Here is a 20,981-nt window from a genome sequence, read left to right on the forward strand (position 1 = left end):
GCTCAGCGCGCCCCGCCGGCCGCAGCAGCAGCCGCGGCCTGGCGCGCGGCGACGATGGTCTGCATGTCGAGCAGGCTCTTGGCGTCGGCCAGGGCCGCCAGCTCCGGGTCCTGACCGACCAGGCGCACGAAGGCCAGGTTGACGGCCAGGCTCATCGCCAGCGAGCGCTCGCTCCAGCGCAGGTCCTTGCGGAGCACGTCCCGGTAGTTCGCCACGGTCTCGGCCACGCGCTCGACCGGCTGCGGCAGGAAGCACAGCACGGCGACGTCGTCGTACTCGGCCGTGCCCACGCGCACGCCCCTTTTGTGGAGCTGCTCGGCGAGCAGGCGGAAGCGCGCGGCCATGGACTGGGCGTCCACGCCGCTGAGCGCGAGGATGTTGCTCGCCGTCTGCAGCGGGTCCCCGCGCCACAGCCCGGCCGTCTTGCGCAGCGCCGAGAAGATGTCCGTGGCCCGCTGGGCCAGGGCCTCCGCGCCCTCCTTGCGCGTCGACATGAACGCGCAGGCCGGCAGGTCCTCGGGCCCCGTCAGCATCCAGTGGTGCTTCTTCATCGCCTCGAAGATGGCCTGCATGCGCTCGACCTGGGCGCGCTCGATGGGCCCCAGCTCGTTGCTGACCCGCAGCGCGAGGATCGACAGCACCTGATAGATCTCCTGCCGGCGCATGCCGACCTCGCGCATGATCGGCCGGACCCGATCGACCTCGGCGAGGAAGGCGTCGGGGTCGTCGCCGCGCTCGATCATCACCCCGGCGATCAGCGTGCGCACGGGCGGGGCGATGCCCGAGTACCACGGCAAGTTGGCGTCGAACTGGGCCTGGAGGGCGCGGACCTCCGCCGCGAGCTCGGCGGGCTCGCGGGGGTTGAGCACCAGGTTCACGGCCACGAAGCGCAGCGGGACCCGGTCGGTGAGCATCCCGGCGTCCGCTTCGAAGGCCTCCGAGAGCGCGCGGAAGCGCTGCAGGGGATCGAAGTCGGGAGAGCTCGAGGGTCCTCGCTCGGAGTCGCGAAAGGGAGGCATGGCGCAATCATAGACGCGGTCTGCGGTAGCATGCGGCCATGGCCCCCGAGAGCGCGCGCCCCCCCGTGCCGGAACGCTGGCGCGAGGCCGAGCCGATCTTCGCGGCGTTGGGCCGAGAGCTGTCCGCCCGCCCCCTGGACGCCGCGGGCAGCTGCCCGAGCTGGTCCGTGGTCGCGGACTGGCTCCTGGCCAAGGGCGAGCCCGCGGGCGAGTGGCTGGCGCTCAGCCTCGAGCCCTCGCCCCCCCAGCGCGCCCAGGCCCGCGCCGCCGAGCTGGCCGCGGCCATGCTCCCCGACCACCGCGTCCGTGGCCTCGTGCTCGAGCCCCCCGGCTGGGCCCCGCGCCAGGGACCCTTCGTCCTCGCCCACGTCGACTGGAGCAGCGCCTACACCTCCGCGGACGCGCTGTGGTCGGCCCTCGGCGCCCACGGCCTGCTGCTCCCGCGCGACCGCGTCCGCCTCGGGCCGGCGTGGATGCACGAGGTCTGCGCCCCGGGAGGTCCCCCGGCCACCGCCCACGCCCTCGTCGTGCCCTGCCCGGACGCCCTGCCCACCGTCGAGGCCGCCTTCCACGAGCGCGCCCAGAACCTCCCGGGCCACGGCCACGGCCCCTACATCGCCAAGGCCGGCCACGCCCTGGGCATGATCTTGCCGGTGCTCATGCCCATCAACCCCTTCCCGGGGATGGACCCCGACGAGTACCAGCGCGCCGCCCAGGCCCACTACGAGCGGGCCCTCGAAGACGAATATCGACGCAGCGACGCGCTCTTGTTGCTCGCGCAGATCGAGGACGTCGAGCGCCACGCGGCCGACTGGAGCCGGCTCCAGCGGCTGCGTCGGTGCGTGCTCGCGGGGACGCCCGAGCTGCTCGCGCGCTGGCCCCACCGCCAGCGACGCTTCGCCTTGCTCCCCGAGCGCTGAGCCAACACCCCGCCCGCGCGCGGGGTGAGGGCCCAGGAACGCCGAAAACTCCACTCCAGCGCCATCCTGGCCGATGATGGGGCATGGGCCAGGACGATACGCCAGACAACTACGGGTACGGGTACGGCTCGGGCAACGACAAGCCCGAGCTCGCTGAGCTCTCCGAGTGCTTCGACCACGCCTTCCCCGAGCTCGACGAGAGCGTCGAACAAGACCACATCGACGCCTTCAACACGCCCGAGCCCCAAGAGCACGGAGACGCCCACGTCCACGGCGACACCGAGGACGCCCTGCCAGCGAGCGGCTACGGGCTCGGGGCGCACCCGGGCTTCGACGAAGCGCCCGACGACCTCGAAGAGCCCGACGGCCACGACTACGGCCAGCACGCGCAAGAACCCGTCGAACCCGCGCTGCCCGACGCCGGCAACGACGACGGCCCGCCCGCGGGCAACACCCCCAACGACCACGGCGTCAGCCAGCCGATCCAGTCCAAGCCGAGCGGCACCGATCGCAGCTGGCAAGCGCCCCTGGCCGTCTACGACTTCTACGGCGCGCACCGCCGCCACAAGCCGATCAAGTCCGACTTCACCGGCCACGTGCGCACCGTCCGGGTCCGCCTGCGCGCCCGTCGAGAGGCCCCGATCTACATCCGCAAGTGGCGGAACATCCACCAGCTCGACGTCTACGCCATGCCCGAGGACCAGCGCTACGCCAAGGTCTCGCACTCCGGCAAGATCTTCGACTTCAACGAGGTCCTGTTCTCCGTCGAGTCGGTCAAGGGCCTGTACCGCTCGCTGTTCCCGGCCAAGGCCGCGGTCGCCGACGCCGTCCAGCGCGTCGACCTGATCACCGCCGCCCGCCTGCGCCGCGGCAAGGGCCGGCGCTTTTCACCGGTCTCGATCTTCCTCGCCTACGCCGACGCCGACCTGTCGAGCGCGCCGCTGTTTTACTTCCTCGGCGGCGCGGACATCCTGGGCACCCCCCGGGTGCTCTACTGCGGCGACGACATGGGCCCGATCTACGGCGTGGGCGGCTTCCCCTATACCAACCTCGCGTGCTCGAGCAACTTCTACACCGGGCTGATCGAGATGGAGAACAACGTCGATCCCAAGACCGTCAACCTGGTGATCTTCCGCCGCGGCGACACCCAGCGAGCCTCGCACCTCAACGTGTGGATCGACATCCAGCGCAAGGACCCGCGCTCGTTGACCCGCTGGGTCCTCAGCCCCCTCGACCGCCAGCTCGAGGCCGCCAAGCGCATCCACACCATCGCCCAGGGCATGAACTGCACCTTCAAGAACCCGGTGATTCAAGAGGCCCTGGGCAACAACGGGCGCCTGCTCGACTGGACCGACGCGCCCAAGCAGCGCGGCGGGGAGGTCAAGGCGGGGTACTCGGGCTGCAAGAAGAAGGGCGACTAGCGCTCAGCCAGTCGCTCAACGATCCGCGAACATCGAGATCGCCGAGTGCACCGGCCGGACCCGCCCCGCCGTCGCCGTGTCGCCGCTGCCCTGGAGCTCCGTGCTCGACAGATCCAGCGCCCGCCCGCGCAACACCATGCGCTTGGACGCGCCCCCGTCGAGGTTGGTCGCGGTGTGGCAACCCAGGGCCTGGAGCACCTCGCCGACCCCGCCGAGGGTCATGCCGAGGGCGCGGCCAAAGTCTCGGCCGTCGACGGCGACGAACACCAAACGCTGCGCGTGGTCGAGGCCCACGGCCAGGCGCGGGAGCAGGTTCTGGTCGCCGGTCTCGTCCTGGGAGAAGGTGACCGGCGGCGCGGAGCCCCAAAAGTCTTCGCGGCGTAGATCCAAGGTGAGCGCGCCGCCTTCGAGGAGCATCGGGCCGCCCGCGATCCCGGCGACGAGGGGGCGCCCTCCAGAGCCGCGCAGGGGCTCGTAGGCGACCTCCGCCCCGACCTCGACGGTCTCCGGAGTCGGCACCACGAAGCCGTTGAGGGGGACGGGCAAGCCGCGGCCGACCGCGACGACCCGGCGCCCGACGATCGCCAGGCTCGGCGCGTCGGGACCGATCCGCGCCCGCGAGCGGTTCCAGCGGGCGGCCTCGGCCGCGTCGAGGGGCCTGCCATCCGCGAGCCGCAGGTGGGTCCCGCCCAGGCCCAGGGGCTCGATGGCCACGCCGCCCTCGGCGTCGAGGAGCAGGGCCCCGCGGGCGAACACCGGCGGGCTGAGGCAGCGGCCCTCGCCGAGCAGCAGCCCGACCGGGTCGTAGCGCGCGCTCGGAGCCTCGATGTCCGGCTCCGAGTACAGGAAAAAGCCCCCCGAGACCGCGGCCGTGGCCCCGCGCTGGCGCGTCCACTCGGTGAAGGGCTGGCCGGCGCGCACGCCCTCGCGGCGGTCGTCCACGGCCAGGCGCACGCGCTGGGGATCGACGCGCAGCACGTTGAGGTGCACGGGACCCTCGGCGCAGGCCTGCGCGACGCGGGCGTGCTCGAGGCCCGGGGCGACGGCCTCGAAGGCGAGGGCCCCCAACCGCTCGACCACGCTGGGCAGGTCCCGGCGACGGTGGCGGTGACGCGCGAGGTGGCTGTAGTAAAAGTCGCCCAGGGCCCGCAGCCGCAGCGCCCGCGGCCCCGGGGCGTGGACGATGCCGCGCAGGCGCTGGCGAAAGCCGACCCGCAGCAAGCGAGCGCCCGCGTCCTCGGGCGCCTCGGCGAAGGCCCCGTCGAGGCTGCGCAGGCGCCGGGCGAACATCGCCGCCTGCTTGGCGTCGACCCCGACGAGCTCCCCGGCGAGGTCCTCGAACACGGGCTCGACCAGGAGCTCGGCCTCGAGCGCGGCGAAGTCTCCGTGGGCCCGCGGCTCGGGGGGCGGCGGCGGACCGCCCCGGGGGTCCGGGGCTCGAAAGCCGTCCAGGAGCTTCAGCAAGCTGGGCTCGAGGCCCTCGGCCCGACAAAACTCGGCGCAGGGCTCGAGCCAGGAGCGCCCGTCGGCGCCGCTCATCGGGCCCCGCCGTCCGCGAACGCCGGGGCCGAGGCCCTCACTTCTTGAACGACTCGGCGTAGAAGCCGTCGAAGATGTGGCCGAACTTGCTGCTGACGACCTTGCGCTTGACCGAGAGCTTGGCGGTCAGCTCGCCCGTCTCGATCGACAGGTCGGCGTCGAGGATCTTGAACTTCTTGATGGTCTCGTAGCTGGCCAGCTCGGCGTTGGACTCGGCCACGACGCGCTCGATCTCGGCGCGGACCTTGGGGTCCTGGCTGAGCTCGGCGTAGCTGCCCGAGAGCCCGTTGTCCTTGGCGAAGCTGGTCAGGTGCTGCTCGTCGAGGGTGATCAGCGCGGAGATGAACTTGCGCCGGTCGCCGTGCACGACGCACTGCGAGATCAGCTTGTGGACCTTGACCGCGTTCTCGATGCGCTGCGGCGGGATGTTCTTGCCGCCCGCGGTGATGATCAGGTCCTTCTTGCGGTCGGTGATGCGCAGGGTCTGGGTCCGGTCGTCGAGCTCGCCGATGTCGCCGGTGTGCAGCCAACCGTCGATGATGGTCTCCTTGGTGGCCTCCTCGTTGCGCCAGTACTCGCGCATGACCCCGGGGCCCTGGATGAGCACCTCGCCGTCCTCGGCGATCTTGATCTTGGTGCCGGGCATGGCCTCGCCCACGGTGCCGATGCGGTTGTTGGTCGGGCGCCCGATGGTGGTCGCGGCCGAGCTCTCGGTCATGCCGTAGCCCTCGACGAGCACGATGCCGGCGTCGCGGAAGAACCACGCGATCTTCTTGGACAGCGGGGCGCCGCCAGACACCATCGCGCGCATGCGGCCGCCGAGGATGGCCTGGATGCCCTCGCCGACCTTGGAGAACACGGTCTTCTTGAGCAGGCCGAACTTGGCGCTGTCGATCAGGCCCAGCTTCTCGCCCTTCTCCTCGAGCTCGCCGTTGAGCGCCGAGACGCGCATGGCCCCCTCGAACATCTTCTTCTTGATGCCCTCGGCCGCCATGCCCTTGTCGACGACGGCGGCGTAGAACTTCTCGTAGACCCGGGGTACGCCGGCCATGAGCGTGGGCCGGACCTCGCCGAGGTTGTCGCGGATGGTGTTCATGCTCTCGGCGAAGGCGAGCACGTGGCCCGTGCCCAGCCAGCCGATCTCGAGCACCTTGGCGAACACGTGGGCCATGGGCAGGAACAATAGCTGGATGTCGTCGGTGCGCAGCAGGCCGATCTCGGCGGTCGCCTTGGCCTCGTAGAGCATGTTCGAGTGGGTCAGGACCACGCCCTTGGGCCGCCCGGTGGTGCCGGAGGTGTAGATGATGGTCAGGATCGAGTCGGGGCTGAGGCTCGCGCTGCGCGCGTCGAGCTGCTCGTCGCTGACGGACTCACCGGCGGCCAGGAAGGCGTCCCAGGTGATGACCCAGCCGTCGTCGCTGGCGACCTCGCCCTCCCACTGCACGACCTTGACGACGCCCGCGAGGTTGTCGCGCTGCTCGATGAACTTGGCGACCTGGTCGGCGTTTTGGGCGAACACCAGGCGCGCGCCGCTGTGGTCGGTGACGTACTGGCACTCGTCGGGCAAGTTGGAGGGGTAGATGGGCACGGTCACCCCGCCCGCGGCGAGGATGCCCATGTCCGTGCTGATCCACCGGTAGCAGGTGTGGGCGATGACGTTGACCCGGTCGCCCGACTCGATGCCCGCGGCGATCAAGGCCTTGCCCACCTTGCGCGCGTCGGCCCACAGCTGGTTCCAGGTCACCGGGCCGTACTTCCCGTCGGCCTTGACGAGGCACGCCGTTTCCTGGCCGCGGCTTTTGGTTTGATCGAGGAGGAGGTCGAGGATCGAGTTCTTGGCCATCGCGGAGTCTCAGCTGCGCACGTGAAAAGACGTGCACGCGTGATCTAGCCGACAAGGGATGGGGTATTCAAGTGTAGTTTGTAGGCCTCTGGGCGAACAAACAGCGTTGCGCGAGGGTGAGGATGGTTCACGAGATAGCCAGATCGCGTTCCCGTGCTCGGGACCACAGCCCGCTCCAGGGCCGCGAGCGCCCGCTCGTGGCCAGGGGCGCCGCGAGCTCGCCTGCCTCGATCCGCGACTGGCCTCCCGCAACACCCACCGAGGCGCCAACGTCGTGCCGCGGGAGTTCGCCGCGATAAACTCGCACCCACCCCCGGCCGGGCCCTCCCTCGGGCTCGCGCCCCCTTTCGCATGCGCGAGCGCACCGAGCACCCTGCCGACGAGACCATGGCGGCCGATGAGACCGCCCATGGGACACTCGACGTCACCCCGACGGGGAGCTCCCCTGGATCGATCGCCCGAAGCGGCGCGGCGGTCGGGGCCGACATCGCCATCGGCGATCGCCTCGGCGACTACGAGATCGTGCGCCGCCTCGGGGCCGGCGGCATGGGTGAGGTCTACGCCGCCCGACCCTCGAAGCGCCGCGGGCTCGGGCGTCGAGAGGGGCTCAGCGGCGCGCTGCTCGGGACGGACGCGGACGACCTCGTCGCCCTCAAGGTCCTCGGCCGCGCGAGCCCCACGGCCCTGTACCGCTTCAAGCGCGAGTTCCGGGCCCTCGCCGACGTCGAGCACCCCAACCTCATCAGCCTCGTCGAGCTCGTCGTCCCCCGGGAGGGCAAGCCCTTTTTCACCATGGAGCTCGTCGACGGGCCGCCGTTCACGGAGTACGTGCGCGGGCGTACGCCGCCGGGGCAGCTGCCCAACCTCGTCCGCCTCGCCCGGGCCCTGCGCCAGCTCCTCGACGGCGTGCACCACCTGCACCTGTCGCAGTTCCTGCACCGCGACCTCAAGCCCTCGAACGTGCTCGTCAACCGCGAGGGCCGGGTGGTCGTGCTCGACTTTGGCCTGGTCTCGGAGCTCACCGGCAAGGACGAGGGCCTGACCCACGACGGCGCGCTGATCGGCACGCCGGCCTACATGTCCCCGGAGCAGGCGCTCTCGGGCACGGCCGGCCCCGCCGCGGACATCTACGGCATCGGGGTGATGCTGTTCGAGTGCCTGACCGGCGAGCTGCCCTTCAAGGGCTCGAGCCTGCAGGTCATGCTCGACAAGCAAGCCGGCGAGATCCCCGATCCCGGCGCGCGCGTGACCGGCATCCCCGAGCCCCTGCGCGAGCTGTGCATGCGGATGATGGCCCTCGATCCCGAGAGCCGGCCCTCGGGGCGCGAGCTGATCGAGGCCATGGCCGCGCTCGTCCACGCCGAGGGCGGGCAGTCGTCCTCGGGCAGCAGCGCGGGGGACAGCGCGTCGGGCCAGCTGGGGACCCTCGCCCGAGGGCCGCGCACGCCCAGCCCGGGCGCGTCGATGTCGGTGGCCGTCAGCGGGCCGGGGCCGAGCGTGTCCTTCGTGGGCCGCAAGGCCGAGCTCGCCCACCTCGAGGCCTCGCTCCGCGACCTCAGCGAGGCCCGCTCCGCCGTGACCGTCCACCTCCACGGCGCCAGCGGCTTCGGCAAGTCGGCGCTGCTGAGCCGCTTTTTGTCCCGAGCCCGGCGCAAGTCCGACGCGCTGATCCTGAGCAGCCGCTGCCTCGAGCGCGAGTCCGTGCCCTACAAGGGCGTCGACGCCCTCATCGACGCATTGTCGGTGCAGCTGCGGCGCATGCACGAGCACGAGCTCGCCGCCCTCCAGCCGCCCAACCTCGCCGCGCTGACGCGCATCTTCCCCGTGCTCATGGGGGTGTGGCGGCGCAAGGGCCAGGACCAAGGCCAAGGCCAGCCTGGGGCCCCTGCCCCCGCGCCGCCCCAAGCCGAGGCCGCGGAGCTGCGCCGCCTGGGCCTCGGCGCGCTCCGGGCCCTGCTCCAGCGCATGAGCCAGCGCCGCCCGCTGGTCCTCGCCATCGACGACTTTCAGTGGGCCGACCTCGACAGCGTGCGCCTGCTGACCGCGCTGATGCGGCCCCCCGAGCCGCCGAGCGTGCTCTTGGTGCTGAGCTTCCGCGACGACCTCGAGCCGCGCTCGGAGGCCATGGCCGAGCTGCGCTCGGCGAGCGCCGTCGCCGGCCGGGACGTCCGCGAGCTCCACGTCGGGGCCCTCGCCCCCGAGGACGCCCTCGAGCTGACCGTGCAGCTGCTCGGCGAGGGCACCGACCGCGCCCAGGCGCGCGCGCTCGTCGAGCGCACCGGGGCCAACCCCTTCTTCCTCGGGCAGCTGGCGATCGGCTCGGACCTCCACCCCAGCCAGGGCGGCGAGGGCCGGGTCCAGGTCAGCCTCGACGAGGTCGTGGCCCGGCGCATCGTCGACCTCGACCCCCTGCTGCGCCGGCTCATCGCCCTCGTCGCCATCGCCGGGGGTCCCCTGCCCCGCCCGGCCCTGGACGCGCTCCACGGCAACGACGTCGTCGTCCTCGACGCCCTGCTCGGCGAGCTCGTGCGCCTCGGCCTGCTCCGACGCACGCGCACCCACGGGAGCCTCGACCTGCGCGGGAGCGCGGCCCTGAGCCTGGCCAGCGAGGCCAGCGACGAGGCCATCGACGCCGCCCACGGCCGCATCCGCGAGGTCGTGCTGTGCGAGCTCGAGGCCGACGAGCGCCGCGGCCTGCACCTCGAGCTCGCCCAGGCCATCGAGCCCCTGGGCGCGGACCGGGAGACCCTCGCCGAGCACCTCGCCCGCGGCGGCGAGGCCGAGCGCGCGGCCGCCCTCGCCGAGCAGGCCGCCAAGGCGGCCGCCGACGCCCTGGCCTTCGCCCGCGCCGTCGAGCTCTACGAGCGCACCCTCGAGCTGCTGCCGCCGACGGCCCCCGGGGCCAAGCGTCGAGCCCTGCGCCTGGCCCTCGCCCAGCAGCGCATCAACCTCGGCCACGGCGCGGCGGCGGCCGAGATCATCCTCGAGCTCGCCGTGGTCGCCAAGCCCGAGCAAGCCCGCGGCCTGCACCGCCGCGCCGCCGAGCAGCTGCTCCGCGCCGGTCGCCTCGACGAGGGCCTGGACCTGAGCCGCGGCCTGTTCGAGGACGTCGGCGAGCCCATGCCCCGGAGCTTCCGCGCCGCCGTGTGGATGATCCTCCGCCAGCGCCTGCGCCTGTGGTGGCGGGACCGCTGGCGCAGGCCCCAGATCTTGCGCGAGGAGTCCGAGGTGCCCAAGGCCCTCCTCGATCGCCTCGACGTGCTGCTCAACGTCGCCACGGGCCTGGCGCTCCAGGACGTGATCTTGACCCAGGCCTTCCACGCCCGCGCCCTGGTCCTCGCCCGCGAGGCCGGCGAGCCCCGGCGCCTGGGCCTGGTCCTGTCCCAAGAGCACGTCGTGCACGCGGCCACGGGCCAACTCCACCGCGCGCGCCTGGGCCTGGTCGACGCCCGCGAGCTCGCGGCCAAGGTCCGCGATCCCGAGCTCGACCGCGCCATCGATCTGGCCGAGGCGATGGTCGAGTGGTTCAGCCACCGCATGCCCGAGGCCCGCCAGCGCCTCGCCGAGCTGAGCCGGCGCATGCAGGCCGCGCCGGGGGCCGACTGGGTCCGGGCCTACGCCGCGATCCGCTACGCCGAGACCTGCGTCTACACCGGCGAGCTCGCCGAGCTGCGCCGCGAGCTGCCCCGCTGGCTGACGACCGCGAGCGAGCACGGCAACCTCCACGAGCTCGCGTCCCTCGCCGGCATCGGGGCGACGGTGATGCTCGACTTCGACGACGGCGAGGCCGCCCAGCGCCTGCTCGATGAGGGCCGCGAGGTGTGGGAGGCCTCCCGCTACACCATCCCCGACCTGACCCTCGACCTGTCCGGCATCAACGTCCACCTGTTCGCCGGTGAGCTCGACCAGGCCTTCGCCCTCGCCGAGCGCGTCGCCGGTCAGCTCCGCGCCTCGGGCATGCACCACGTCCCGCTGATCCGCGAGCAGGTCGTCGGCGCCCGAGGCCGCTGCGCCATGCGGGCGGCCCTGCGCGCCCCGGGCGACGGCAAGCGCGTCCAGGCCTTCGAGCGCGCCCTCGGCGAACGCTCCGACGAGGTCGACCCCCTCCAGGGCGGCGAGACCCAGCTGATGTGGGCCGCCCTCCACTCCCTGCGCGGCGACGAGGACCTGGTCCGTCGGAGCCTGCGGCGGGCGGCGGGGGAGTTCGAGCGCTTCGGCATGCAATCCCGCCTGGCCGCGGCGCAGCTTCGGCTGGCCGACATGACCCACGGCCACGAGTCGGCGGAGCTGCGCGAGGCCGGGGAGAGCTACCTGCGCTTCCAGGGGATCCAGGACCCGCGGCGCTTCGTCGAGTGGGTCAGCCCGCTCTACCGCCGCTGAGCTCTGCTCTGCCCCCACAGGGAGCTGGAGACCGGGGCGCTCCGTCGCTGTCCGCTCCTCCGCTCTGGCTTGGTGGGCAATGACGTTCGTGCCTTCGCATGGGCGTTGGGTCGCCCCCAAGGGGGCGAATCACTCATCGGCTCTGATCAGGGTCGTGGACGTGGGACAGGGAGGGTGTGGCGTCGTCCACGACAGCTTTAGTCGATAGAGGGTCGCCACCGCCTCGAGACCTCGCCCCCCGTCCCGAGGTCAGGATTGCTTCGCTTCCCCCGCCGTGCTGTGATCGCCCGGAGGTAGACAGCATGCGTGCACATTCAGCCAGCTCGACCAAGCTCGACAGCTACGACGCGGGCTTCGAGGTCGGCCGGGAGCTCGCCGAGCTCGCCCCCGAGCTGGTCGTCGTATTCGCCTCGATCCACTACGACTTCGTGGACTTTCACGAGGGCCTGGTCGACGGCCTCGGGCGCGAGGACGTCGAGGTGTTCGGGGGGACCGGCGACGGCTTCTTCGAGACCCGCGCGGCCGCGGACATCGGCGTCGCGGCCCTCGGCATCGCCAGCGCGGGCGCCCTCGGTGTCCACGTCCACGTCGAGCCCGAGCTCGGCGCCGACTCTCGGGCTGTAGCCCGCCGCGCCGCCGAGGCCATCGCGCGCTCGGCCGGCGAGGCCCCCGTGCGCCTGGCCATGGTCCTCTACGACGGGCTCGAGTGCGGGGACAACCGGGTCGTCGAGGGCATCAACGAGGTCCTCGACTGCCCCGTGTTTGGCGGCATCACCTCCGACGACCGCAAGATGGAGCGCAGCCTGGTCATCCACCGAGACCAGGCCCGCGCCAACGCCGTCGGCCTGCTCGGCTTGACCGGCGAGCTAGCCTTCGCCCTCGGGGTCGAGAACGGGGCCAGCGCGGTCGGAGCCAGCGGCGTCGTCGAGGCCGCGACGGGCAACACCCTCGAGCGCATCGAGGGGCTCCCGGCCATCGAGTTCACGGCCAAGCGCCTCGCCAAGGACGCCTCGACCTTCACCAACCAGGACATCGGCGTGCTCAACTTCGAGTGCGCGTCCTCGGCGGACATGGCCGACCCGCAGTACCGCTCGGTGTCCAACTGGCAGCGGAGCGACGGCGCCCTCGAGACCTTCGGCCCCGTCGAGGTCGGCCAGCACGTGCGCGTGGCCCTGGTCACCAGCGACGAGCTGCTCGCCGGTGCGCGCAGCGTGCTCGACGCTCTCGACCGCGAGCGCCTCGACTTCGAGCCCGTCGCTGGCCTGGCCATCAGCTGCGCCGGCCGCAAGTGGTTCCTCGGTCAGCGCTACGGCGAAGAGGCCGAGGTCATCCGCGACAACCTGCCCGACCTGCCCTTCATCGGCTTCCCCTCCCTCGGAGAGATCGCGCCCCGACGCCGCGCGGACGGCAGCTACTCGACCAACCTGTTCCACAACGTCTCACTCGTGGTCGCGCTCCTGGGTCGTCCCAGGACGCCCGACCGAGCTCCATGACCAAGCCAGCTGCCCACCGCTACCTGAGCATGGAGGCCGACGCGCCTCCGGGCTTCGAGCACCTCCCCGAGCCGTCTCGCCGGATCTTGCGCTCGGGGCCCATCGCGTTGTGGAGCCGCGACCCGGCGGGGGTCGAGCGACGCCTCGGGCCCTTGCTCAGCAAGCTCCGGGGCGTCCTGCTGTGCCCGGGCGAGCCCCGGCGAAAGACCCAGCTGGGTCCGGAGCTGTGGCGCCTCGAGGTCAGCGAGGCCAGCGTCCCCGTGCTCGCGGAGCTCGCCGACGCCTGGCTCGAGCAGTCTGCCCAGGTTCACGCGCTGCGCGACGCCCTGGGTCACCGCGAGCTCGAGCTCGCCCGGGAGCGACACGATCGCTCGATCCTCGCCGAGAAGCTCGACCGCGAGACCCAGAGCCTCCGCGATCACCTCGCCGCGCGGACGATGTGGACGACGGAGGCCATGGCCTCGCTGGTCAACTTTGGCGCCCAGGGAATCGCTGACATCGACACGGACGCCCTCCCGACGGCCGCCGTCTCCTTCCTGACCTCCAAGCCCCTGACCTTCTCGGGCGCCGCCATGTATCGGGCCTGCGCCGAGGGCTGGGAGTGCCTGGCCATGGCTGGGGAGGCGGACAGGCTCGGGCCGCCCGGCGCCGACGCGCCCGTCGACGACACGGTGTTCCGCCAGAACTTTCACTACTCGCGCGCGACGGACCGGCTCCCCACTCAATACGCCGTGGTCGTCGAGCGTCGCAGCGGGCTCGACGACGCGGACGCCGCCTTCCTCGTGCTGTTCACCGACCTGATCGCCGCGCACTACCGGGCCCGAGCCCTCAACGCCGACCTCGCCCAGGCCTCCGCCCAAAAAGACGCGCTCATCGCCGAGCTGTCCACGCCCATCATCCAGGTGTGGCCCGACATGGTCTGCCTCCCGATCATCGGCTCCGTCGACGACGAGCGCGCCATGCAGATCACCGCGGAGCTGCTCGACGCCGTCGCCAGCCGGCAGATCCGCGAGGTCATCATCGACTTCACCGGCCTGTCGACGATGGACACCAACACGGTCCACCACTTCACGAGCCTCGCCCGCGCCCTCGGGCTGATCGGCGCGCACTGCATCCTCACCGGCATCACCCCCGCGGTCGCGCTGACCCTCGCCAGCCTCGGCGTCGAGCTGTCCGACGTCGAGACCCTGTCTTCGGTCCAGGCCGCCCTCGCCACTCGGCTCGGAGCCCGCTGAGGCCGCCTCGGCCCCGCATGTCGAGAGCGCGACCGCCGCCCCCCTCCCCTCCTCGGCCTCCCCCGACTACGGCCGAGCGCCCCCGAGCCCCCGCTGGTGCCCCCCGAGCCCATCACCGACGCCCAGCGAATCGAGCGCGCCATGCAGCCCTACGCCGAGGTCGACGCCCACTTCCGCAACCAGGAGTGGGAGGACGCGATGGCGCTCTACGACGCGGCCTACCGCGAGCTCCTCGCCCGGCTCCTGCTCGAGCGCCCGTGCCGGCCCTCGCTGCAAGGGCGCGCCGTGGAGCTCTACGACTGAACGCCGCCGCGCCCCGGAGCCTCAGCCGTGCGCGCCCAACCACGCCTCGACCTCGGCGAGCAGCGCCGCGCGTCCTGGGGTCGGGGCGGCGAGCTGCAGCTGGTCCCGGGCCCCCTCCACCAGCGCCCGCGCCTCGCCCTCGCGCTCCGCGGAGGGCGAAGCCTCGGGCCGCGCCCACAACACCTCCGCCAGCAACAGCTGCAAGCGCGGCTGGAGCACGTGGACGTTGACCGTGACGCTGCCGCCCCTGTCGAGGCCGGCCCGCGCGTGGGCCTCGGCCTCGGCCCACGCTCCCCGGCGCCGGGCCAGCTCCGCCGCCAGGAAGTCAAAGCGCCCCCCTCGGGACAGGCTGTCCATGGCGTCCACGCCCATCCCTCGGCCGCGCTCGAGGGCCGCCTCGGCGGCCTCGAGCTTGCCCTGCTCGAGGGCCAAGGTCGCGTCGAGCAGCACGAAGAGCTCCGGGTAGGGCAGGTCGCCGTCGTAGGTCGCGTCGGCCTCGGCGCGCGTCTGCTCGAGGCGCGCCCTCGCGGCCGGGTAGTCCCCGAGCATGGCCAGGGCGTCCGCCTCGAACAGGCCCGAGCCGACCCAGGCCTGCTCTCCGCGCTTGTCGATGGCCGCGTAGGCCTCGGTCGCAGCCAACGCGGCGTCGCGGGCCTGCCCGTAGGCCCCGCGCCCGAGGTGGAGCTCCGCGCGGTTGGCCAGGACCAGGGCCCGCTGCGAGGACATCTTGGCGACGCCCTCGGCCTCGTCCAGCCACAGGCTCGAGGCCTCGGTGTCCCGCTCGCACTCGACCAGGGAAAGGCCCAGGTAGGGCGGAAACAGCCTGGGGTCGTCGTCGCCGTAGAGCTTCCGCTCGAGCTCGATGACCCGGAGGTAGAGCCCCCGCGCCTCGCCGCGCCGGCCCAGGTGGCGCGTCGCCGTGGCGTAGTTGCCCAGGGTCCCCAGGCCCAGGTTCTCCCCGCCGGGGATCTTGGAGTAGCGCTCCCACGACTGCCTCCAGACCTCGGCCGCGGTCTCCTTGTCGCCGCTGAGGAAGGCCATGAGCGCCCGGCCGTTCTTCCACGTGCCCGACTCGTGGGGGTTCGCCGCCCCGCAGCGCGCGTCCAGGATCTCGCCTTGGCGCAGCACCCACTCGGCCTCGTCGAAGCGGCGCTGCTTGGCCATGAGGAACACGAGCCGGCCCAGGGCGAAGAGCGCGAGGGGCTCGTGGCCGCCGAGGGCCGCCGCCTCGTAGGCCCGGATCAGCCCGCGCTCGTAGCCCTCCTCGTCCCCCTGGACCTCGCGATAGCGCGCCTCGACGAGGGCGTAAGCCCCCGTCAAGGGCGGGTGGTCGAGGAGCTCGACCTCGGCCCGCAGGCCCGCGAGCTCGGCCGGGCTGACCTTGCCCTGGAGCACCGCGAGCTGAGCCACGCGAGCGCGCAGCTCGATGAAGCGCGCGCGCAGCTCGGGGTCCTCGGGGAGCAGCGGGAGGAAGCTCGAGTCCGTGCACGGCCCGAGGGTCAGGGTCTCGTGGGCCAGGCTGACGCCGCCGTCGGTGGAGCCCTCCTCCCCGGACGAGAGCACCCCCAAGATCGCGTCGAGCTCCGCGCTGCGCAGCTCGAGGCACGCGCTGATGCGCCGGTCCGTCTCGCTCATCGGGGCCTCGGCCGCGCGCGCGCACAGGCCCTCGTACTCCTCGGCCCACACGGCCACGCGGGCGTCGACGAAGCGGCTCACCGCCTCGGCCTCGGGCCGCGCCGAGGGCCCGCCGAGGGCCTCGAAGGCCCCGAGCAGCGCCTGCGCCCGAGCCGGTTCCAGCTCTCGGCGAGGTGCGAACGCGCGGCCTCGCACGCGCCGAGGTCGGGCGCGTTCGGGGTCCGCTCGGCCCGCTCCGCCGTCCACCACGAGCTCGCCCCGGCGACCACCGCCAGCGAGGCCCCGAGCGCGACCGCCGTCCACCGACGACGCGGCCGCCGGGGGCCCTCGTCGAGCTCGCGCAGCAGCGCCTCCATGTTGGGGAAGCGATCCTCGGGCTCCAGGGCCAAGCCCCGACGCAGCGCGCGGTCGAGCCAGCGCGGGACCCTCTCCAGCGGACGCCCCGGCGAGAGGCTGCGCCGCGCCGCGGCCGAGCGCAGCTCCTCGAGGGAGCCATGGCGCCACGGACGATCGCCGTGTACGGCCTCCCACAGGCACAGGCAAAAGGCGAACTGATCGCTCGCCGCCGTCGCGGGCTCGCCCAGGAGCTGCTCTGGGGCCATGTACGCGGGCGTCCCGAGCACGGCCCCCATCCGCGTCAGCCGGGCGTGGTCCCGGGAGTGGTCCAGACCCGAGCTCGAGCCCTCCTCGTCGACCCCGCCGCCGAGGGTCGAGCCCGCGGACTCGGGCAGGTCACCGACGGCCGCCAGGCCAAAGTCGGCGACCTTGACCGCGCCGGTGCCGTGGTCAATGAGCAAGTTCGCGGGCTTGAAGTCCCGGTGGATCAGCCCCGCGCGATGGGCCGCGGCCAGGCCCTCGCCCGCGCCCTGGTACATGGACACGACGGCGCGCCATCCCCCGGGCCGCCGACGGCCGCGGCGCTCGACCATCCACTCGTCCATGGTCTGCCCCGCGACGAACTCGAGCACGATGTAGACCGGCGCCCGGCAGGGGTCCTCGTCCTCGATGAGGCCGACCTCGTAGACCGCGACCACGTTGGGGTGGACCAGACGCGCGAGCGCCCGCGCTTCGCGAATCATGCGCGACTGGGCCCGGGTCCCGCGCTTGTGGGGCAAGAGCAGCTTGATCGCCACGGGCCGACCGAGCTTGCGATCGACGGCCCGCCACACCGCGCCCATGACACCGGCCCCGAGGCGCTCGAGCACCTCAAAGTCGCCGATGCCCTCGAGCAGCTCTCGCTCGCGCTTTCGCGCCTGCTGCCTCCCCACCTTCGCGCCCACGACCCATCGTAGCAGCCCCTAGCAATGCAATGGCTACACTCCAAGCCGAACGCGCTCCATCGCGAGCTCGCGCGCGCAGACCCGAGCGGGCTCGCCCCCACGCCTCACCGGGCTTCGAGTGTCAACAATCAATGCAGGCGCGAATCATGACACACGACCTCTCGGCAACACCAGGGTCGAGTCGCCCCCGGTGATGTCGCCCTGGCGGAGAGGTCACGGCCCGTGGGCGGCGTCGTCGGGCTCGGTCACCGTCGGCGCCAGGAACAGCACGGCCGCCATGGCCAGGTAGCCCAGGGCCCAGCCGAGGCGCTCGGGGTGGCGCCAGGGCGCGAACACGTCGAGCACGGTGTCGCCGATGGTCCAGCGGTAGCCGTGCATCAGCCCCGTGCTCGCCAGCGCCGCCGCGGCGACCAGCCACAGCCCGGCGACGGTGAACTTGCGCTCGATGATCAGCACCGTGACCGTGGCCAGGATCATCGCCGTGAAGATGAAGCCCTGCTCGAGGGCGAAGGCGCCGTCGATCCACGTGTCCGCCGGGAAGGCTTCGATCAGGGCCTCGTTGAAGGGCTGGTCCGGGTTGCCCATGCCCGCGGCTCGCAGCCCGCTCTTGGCCATCATCGCGCCCCAGGCCGCGACCCCCGGGAGCAGGCCGATGACCACGGCGGGGGCGTGCTCTTTGGGCGTGGCCTGGAAGGCCTGGGCGGTGATCACCAGCCCGATCCACAGCACGATCGCCATGCCGGCGTCCACGGGCACGGCCCAGGTGATCCACGCCAGGGTCCCCGACAGGCACACCAGGGTCACGAACACGGCGTTGGCCACGGAGTAGCCGGCGCGGGCGCCCATGGCCTTCCAGCCCGGGTGGCCGATGTAGATCGTGGTCGGGAAGCACGAGCCGAACAGCGCGGCGACGATGCTGCCCGCGCCGTTGACCGCCAGCGAGGGCACGACCTCGTAGCGGTCGCCGGCGGCCTCGGCCGACTCGATGTTCTGCAGGGAGCCGACGACGTTGAACAGCCCCATGGGGATGATGACGGCGAAGTAGGCCGCGAGCATCCCGGGCCGAGACAGGGCCGCGAACACGTCGCCGATCACCGGGACGGGCAGCATCAGGCCCACGCTGCCCGTGGGCGCCTCGCCGTCCGGGGCCAGGCCGATGGCCCACGCCAGCGCCGTGCCCACGGCCACGGCCACGAAGCCCCCGGGCAGGCCGCCCTTGAACTTGACCCGGCCAAAGTAGGTCAGCAAGACGATCGCCAGGGTCGCCAGGCCGACGATGGGGTGGGCGAAGGTGCGGAACAAAAAGCCGAGCGAGATGAAGCCCAGGGCGATGCCGGCGAGGGTCGAGAGCAGGGCCGCGCGCGGGGTGATGCGCCGGAGCTTGTCCGCCACGAAGGCGCCGCCGAGCTCGATGAGGCCCGAGCCCAGGCACGCGAGCAGGCCGGCTTGCCAGGCGACCCGCGAGGGATCGTCGACGCCGGCCGCCTCCGCCGCCATCTTCGCCGGGAGCATGACCAGGAACACGTGGGCGAACAGCGAGACCGTGTTGATGCCGTAGGGCAGCGCGCACACGTCGTCCCGGCCCTCGGCCTCGGCGAGCTTGAGGGCCTGGCGCGAGTAAAAGAGGTTGCCGACCACCAAGGAGATGGCCGCGCCGGGCAGGATGGTCCCGCGCACGAGCTCGTCGCTGAAGCCGAGCACGTAGGGTGAGCGGCACAGGGCGTCGATGAGCAGGAGCTGGACCAGGTTGTCGAGGGCCAGGCCAAAGAAGCCGTCGACGTCTCCGCGGACAAAGGGGCGCACGCCCCCAAATAGCATGTTTGGGGGCGCAGGCGGGGCTATCCAGGTCCAGACGATCGCAGTACAACCACGGCGTGCAGCCCCTGCCCCCTCCGGTCCTCCACTCCCTGAGCGCCGACGACGGCTGGCTGCTGCGCGTGTGGGACTACCGCCCGGCCTTCTCCGCGCCGCGGGCCGCTCGGGCGGTGGTCGTCCTCGGCCACGCGATGATGGTCGACAGCTGGACCCTGCGCCGCGACGATCGCCCGACCCTCGCGGCCGTGCTCGTCGCCGCGGGCTTTCGCGTGCTCGTCCCGGATCTGCGCGGCCACGGCGAGAGCGGGCCGGTGGCGAGCGACGGCGGGGACTGGACCTACGACGACCTCATCGCCGACGTGCGCCACTACGTCGACCTGGCCGCCTCCGTCGAGCCCGAGCTGCCCGTGCTGCTCGTCGGCCACAGCTTGTTCGGCCAGGTCTCCCTGGCCTGGCAAGGCACGCGCAACGATCCGCGGGTCCACGCCATCGCGGCCCTGGCCTGCGACATGTGGAACCGCCGCTTCGAGCCCTCGTGGTGGCGGCGCCTGCTCAAGCGCCTGCTCTACTGGATCCCCATGATGATCATCGAGCTCGTCGGCTACCTGCCGATCCGCTGGGCTCGCTTTGGCTCCGCCGACGAGCCGCGCAGCTACTGGCGCCAGGCCTGGTCGTGGCTGCGCAGCAACCGATGGTGCTCCGTCGACGGCAAGACGGACTACTGGGCCGCCCTCGAAGCCCTCGACGTCCCCGTGCTGCACCTCGTGTCCGAGGGCGATTGGATCATGGGCCGGCCGCAGTCGGCGAGCCGCTGGACCGCCCCCGTGGCCACCCGCGAGCTGGTCGTGCTCGGGCGCGACGACGCCCCCGGCGAGCTCGCCAAGCTGCGGCCCAGCCACATGGCGCTGGTCACCGATCCCGCCAACAAGCTCGCGTGGCATTGGGTCGCCGGCTGGCTCGGCCGCGCCGCCGAGCCAGCCGAGGCCGCCGCGCCCTCGAGCGCGGACGACGAGCCCGAGCGCGGTCGGGCTACGGGCTGGGACCACGACGAGGACTAGCGAGCGACGAGTCTGGGACCGGCTCACAACTCGTTGAGCCTTCTCACTCATCTACGGGGATCAATCTTCTTAGACGTCGTCTAACTCCTCCTGTGAACCGGGGCCGCCCAAGCCGAGCCCCCTTCGAGGAGAAGTCATGGCCACCCCACCCCGTCGCGTCTCGCCCACGTTTTGGAGCTCACCCGGTCTCGCCCTCGCCCTGTCGTGCCTCGGCCTGTTGGCCTGCGGGGACGAGCCGAGCGAAGCATTCGAGAGCGACGAGGCGAGCGCGAGCGCAGCCGTAGAGCCCGGCCAGCTCGGCGAGTTCACCCCGCAGATCGCGGCAGGCGGAGCCAAGACCTGCGCGGTCCTCGGAGACCAGCACCTGCGCTGCTGGGGCCGCAACGACCACGGCCGCCTCGGCTTCGCCCTCCCCGAGGCCTACTACGGCGACGACGAGCCCGCCAACGCGGTCCCGCTCATCGACCTGGGCCAGCCGATCACCGCGGTCTCGCCCCAGACCTCCACCGCCTGCGTGCTCGCCAACATGTAGGAGCGAAGCCATGAACCAGCGCAAGCTCATGCTCACCAGCGTCGTCGGCCTCGGCCTCGCCCTCACCGTCACCTTCACCCTCGGGGCCCGCGCGGACGCCGAGCCCGCCGCGGACGGCCGAGCCCTCGCAGCGGATGAAGAGGGGCCCCAGCCCCGCCCCCGGGCCTTCATCCCGGGGCGGAGCGTCGACGAGGCGAACTCGACTCGACCCGAGTCGGCCACGGCCGAGCCCGAGCGCCGCGACGAGGGCGCTCAGCCCTCGGAGCCCGAGGACGACTACGACGCCCTCGACGACGAGGAGCGGCTGTCCGAGGCGATGGTCCGCTTCGAGGAGGCGCTGGCCATGAACCCGCCTGCGCTCGAGCAAGCGACGGACGCCCTGTCGCTCATGCGCGCCGAGCTCTGCCCCGAGCGCCTCGCGGAGTACGAAGCGCTCGAGCGTCGCCTCGACGCCGCGAGCTAGGCCCGGCCCAGACCGGCCCGGACCGGACCGGCCCTGACATGGAGG

The 20,981-nt window shown here is 72.5% G+C and carries 15 protein-coding genes; 9 read left to right on the forward strand and 6 right to left on the reverse strand.

Annotated elements, in window-relative coordinates; all coding sequences use genetic code 11:
- Positions 1 to 2 precede the first annotated feature (2 nt).
- Positions 3 to 1,019, reverse strand: coding sequence for a DUF4003 family protein (locus tag PPSIR1_RS19685; protein ID WP_006972883.1), 1,017 nt, complete (start codon positions 1,017 to 1,019; stop codon positions 3 to 5).
- 38 nt (positions 1,020 to 1,057) lie between these two features.
- Between PPSIR1_RS19685 and PPSIR1_RS19690 the strand changes: the two genes are divergently transcribed.
- Both PPSIR1_RS19690 and PPSIR1_RS19695 read left to right on the forward strand, forming a co-directional pair.
- Positions 1,058 to 1,939 (forward strand): hypothetical protein, encoded by an 882-nt coding sequence (locus PPSIR1_RS19690; RefSeq protein ID WP_006972884.1) that lies wholly within the window; start codon positions 1,058 to 1,060, stop codon positions 1,937 to 1,939.
- Between the two features lie 83 nt (positions 1,940 to 2,022).
- Positions 2,023 to 3,360: an ICP22 family protein gene (locus tag PPSIR1_RS19695; RefSeq protein WP_006972885.1), complete on the forward strand. Its 1,338-nt coding sequence runs from the start codon at positions 2,023 to 2,025 to the stop codon at positions 3,358 to 3,360.
- Positions 3,361 to 3,375: 15 nt separating this feature from the next.
- Here the strand turns inward: PPSIR1_RS19695 and PPSIR1_RS19700 are convergent, their stop codons facing one another.
- Positions 3,376 to 4,899 (reverse strand): phosphodiester glycosidase family protein, encoded by a 1,524-nt coding sequence (locus tag PPSIR1_RS19700; protein ID WP_006972886.1) that lies wholly within the window; start codon positions 4,897 to 4,899, stop codon positions 3,376 to 3,378.
- Positions 4,900 to 4,936: 37 nt separating this feature from the next.
- Entirely contained in the window at positions 4,937 to 6,742 is a 1,806-nt protein-coding gene (locus PPSIR1_RS19705) for an AMP-dependent synthetase/ligase (protein ID WP_006972887.1), read from the reverse strand.
- A gap of 351 nt (positions 6,743 to 7,093) precedes the next feature.
- Here PPSIR1_RS19705 and PPSIR1_RS19710 point away from each other — a divergent pair, with 351 nt between their 5' ends.
- The 4 genes from PPSIR1_RS19710 to PPSIR1_RS19725 all read left to right on the forward strand — a co-directional run bounded on the left by PPSIR1_RS19710 (position 7,094) and on the right by PPSIR1_RS19725 (position 14,153).
- Entirely contained in the window at positions 7,094 to 11,122 is a 4,029-nt protein-coding gene (locus PPSIR1_RS19710; protein ID WP_006972888.1) for a serine/threonine-protein kinase, read from the forward strand.
- A 302-nt stretch (positions 11,123 to 11,424) separates the two neighbouring features.
- The gene (locus tag PPSIR1_RS19715; RefSeq protein WP_006972889.1) at positions 11,425 to 12,615 is read left to right on the forward strand and encodes an FIST signal transduction protein; all 1,191 of its coding nucleotides are present in this window, start codon (positions 11,425 to 11,427) and stop codon (positions 12,613 to 12,615) included.
- Positions 12,612 to 13,850, forward strand: a complete 1,239-nt coding sequence (locus PPSIR1_RS43240) for an STAS domain-containing protein (RefSeq protein WP_006972890.1) — start codon at positions 12,612 to 12,614, stop codon at positions 13,848 to 13,850. The genes PPSIR1_RS19715 and PPSIR1_RS43240 overlap by 4 nt, the downstream gene beginning before the upstream one ends.
- 96 nt (positions 13,851 to 13,946) lie before the next feature.
- Entirely contained in the window at positions 13,947 to 14,153 is a 207-nt protein-coding gene (locus PPSIR1_RS19725) for a hypothetical protein (protein WP_006972891.1), read from the forward strand.
- A gap of 21 nt (positions 14,154 to 14,174) precedes the next feature.
- On the opposite strand, the gene PPSIR1_RS48060 is transcribed toward PPSIR1_RS19725, so the two are convergent.
- From PPSIR1_RS48060 to PPSIR1_RS19740, 3 genes are all read right to left on the reverse strand, one after another.
- Positions 14,175 to 15,983 (reverse strand): tetratricopeptide repeat protein, encoded by a 1,809-nt coding sequence (locus PPSIR1_RS48060; protein ID WP_006972892.1) that lies wholly within the window; start codon positions 15,981 to 15,983, stop codon positions 14,175 to 14,177.
- On the reverse strand, positions 15,866 to 17,068 hold the full coding sequence (locus PPSIR1_RS46325; protein ID WP_006972893.1) for a serine/threonine-protein kinase: 1,203 nt from the start codon (positions 17,066 to 17,068) through the stop codon (positions 15,866 to 15,868). Before PPSIR1_RS46325 ends, PPSIR1_RS48060 begins: the two co-directional genes overlap by 118 nt.
- Before the next feature lie 213 nt (positions 17,069 to 17,281).
- Positions 17,282 to 18,886 carry a SulP family inorganic anion transporter gene (locus PPSIR1_RS19740; protein WP_006972894.1) on the reverse strand — a complete coding sequence of 535 codons (1,605 nt, stop codon included), beginning with the start codon at positions 18,884 to 18,886 and terminating at the stop codon, positions 17,282 to 17,284.
- Positions 18,887 to 18,942: 56 nt separating this feature from the next.
- Between PPSIR1_RS19740 and PPSIR1_RS19745 the strand changes: the two genes are divergently transcribed.
- The 3 genes from PPSIR1_RS19745 to PPSIR1_RS19755 all read left to right on the forward strand — a co-directional run bounded on the left by PPSIR1_RS19745 (position 18,943) and on the right by PPSIR1_RS19755 (position 20,936).
- On the forward strand, positions 18,943 to 19,941 hold the full coding sequence (locus tag PPSIR1_RS19745) for an alpha/beta fold hydrolase (protein ID WP_006972895.1): 999 nt from the start codon (positions 18,943 to 18,945) through the stop codon (positions 19,939 to 19,941).
- A gap of 136 nt (positions 19,942 to 20,077) precedes the next feature.
- Positions 20,078 to 20,473, forward strand: a complete 396-nt coding sequence (locus PPSIR1_RS19750; protein ID WP_006972896.1) for an RCC1 domain-containing protein — start codon at positions 20,078 to 20,080, stop codon at positions 20,471 to 20,473.
- A 10-nt stretch (positions 20,474 to 20,483) separates the two neighbouring features.
- On the forward strand, positions 20,484 to 20,936 hold the full coding sequence (locus PPSIR1_RS19755; protein WP_006972897.1) for a hypothetical protein: 453 nt from the start codon (positions 20,484 to 20,486) through the stop codon (positions 20,934 to 20,936).
- Positions 20,937 to 20,981: the final 45 nt, after the last annotated feature.

Origin of the sequence: Plesiocystis pacifica SIR-1 (assembly GCF_000170895.1) — a bacterium.
Classification (GTDB): domain Bacteria; phylum Myxococcota_A; class Polyangia; order Nannocystales; family Nannocystaceae; genus Plesiocystis; species Plesiocystis pacifica.

Excerpts from the sequence above, each read along its gene's own strand:
- PPSIR1_RS43240 (WP_006972890.1), top strand. The coding sequence starts at position 12,612 with ATGACCAAGCCAGCTGCCCACCGCTACCTGAGCATGGAGGCCGACGCG.
- PPSIR1_RS19690 (WP_006972884.1), top strand. The coding sequence starts at position 1,058 with ATGGCCCCCGAGAGCGCGCGCCCCCCCGTGCCGGAACGCTGGCGCGAG.
- PPSIR1_RS19695 (WP_006972885.1), top strand. The coding sequence starts at position 2,023 with ATGGGCCAGGACGATACGCCAGACAACTACGGGTACGGGTACGGCTCG.
- PPSIR1_RS19700 (WP_006972886.1), bottom strand. The coding sequence starts at position 4,899 with ATGAGCGGCGCCGACGGGCGCTCCTGGCTCGAGCCCTGCGCCGAGTTT.
- PPSIR1_RS19740 (WP_006972894.1), bottom strand. The coding sequence starts at position 18,886 with ATGCTATTTGGGGGCGTGCGCCCCTTTGTCCGCGGAGACGTCGACGGC.
- PPSIR1_RS19710 (WP_006972888.1), top strand. The coding sequence starts at position 7,094 with ATGCGCGAGCGCACCGAGCACCCTGCCGACGAGACCATGGCGGCCGAT.
- PPSIR1_RS19750 (WP_006972896.1), top strand. The coding sequence starts at position 20,078 with ATGGCCACCCCACCCCGTCGCGTCTCGCCCACGTTTTGGAGCTCACCC.
- PPSIR1_RS19705 (WP_006972887.1), bottom strand. The coding sequence starts at position 6,742 with ATGGCCAAGAACTCGATCCTCGACCTCCTCCTCGATCAAACCAAAAGC.
- PPSIR1_RS19715 (WP_006972889.1), top strand. The coding sequence starts at position 11,425 with ATGCGTGCACATTCAGCCAGCTCGACCAAGCTCGACAGCTACGACGCG.
- PPSIR1_RS19755 (WP_006972897.1), top strand. The coding sequence starts at position 20,484 with ATGAACCAGCGCAAGCTCATGCTCACCAGCGTCGTCGGCCTCGGCCTC.
- PPSIR1_RS19685 (WP_006972883.1), bottom strand. The coding sequence starts at position 1,019 with ATGCCTCCCTTTCGCGACTCCGAGCGAGGACCCTCGAGCTCTCCCGAC.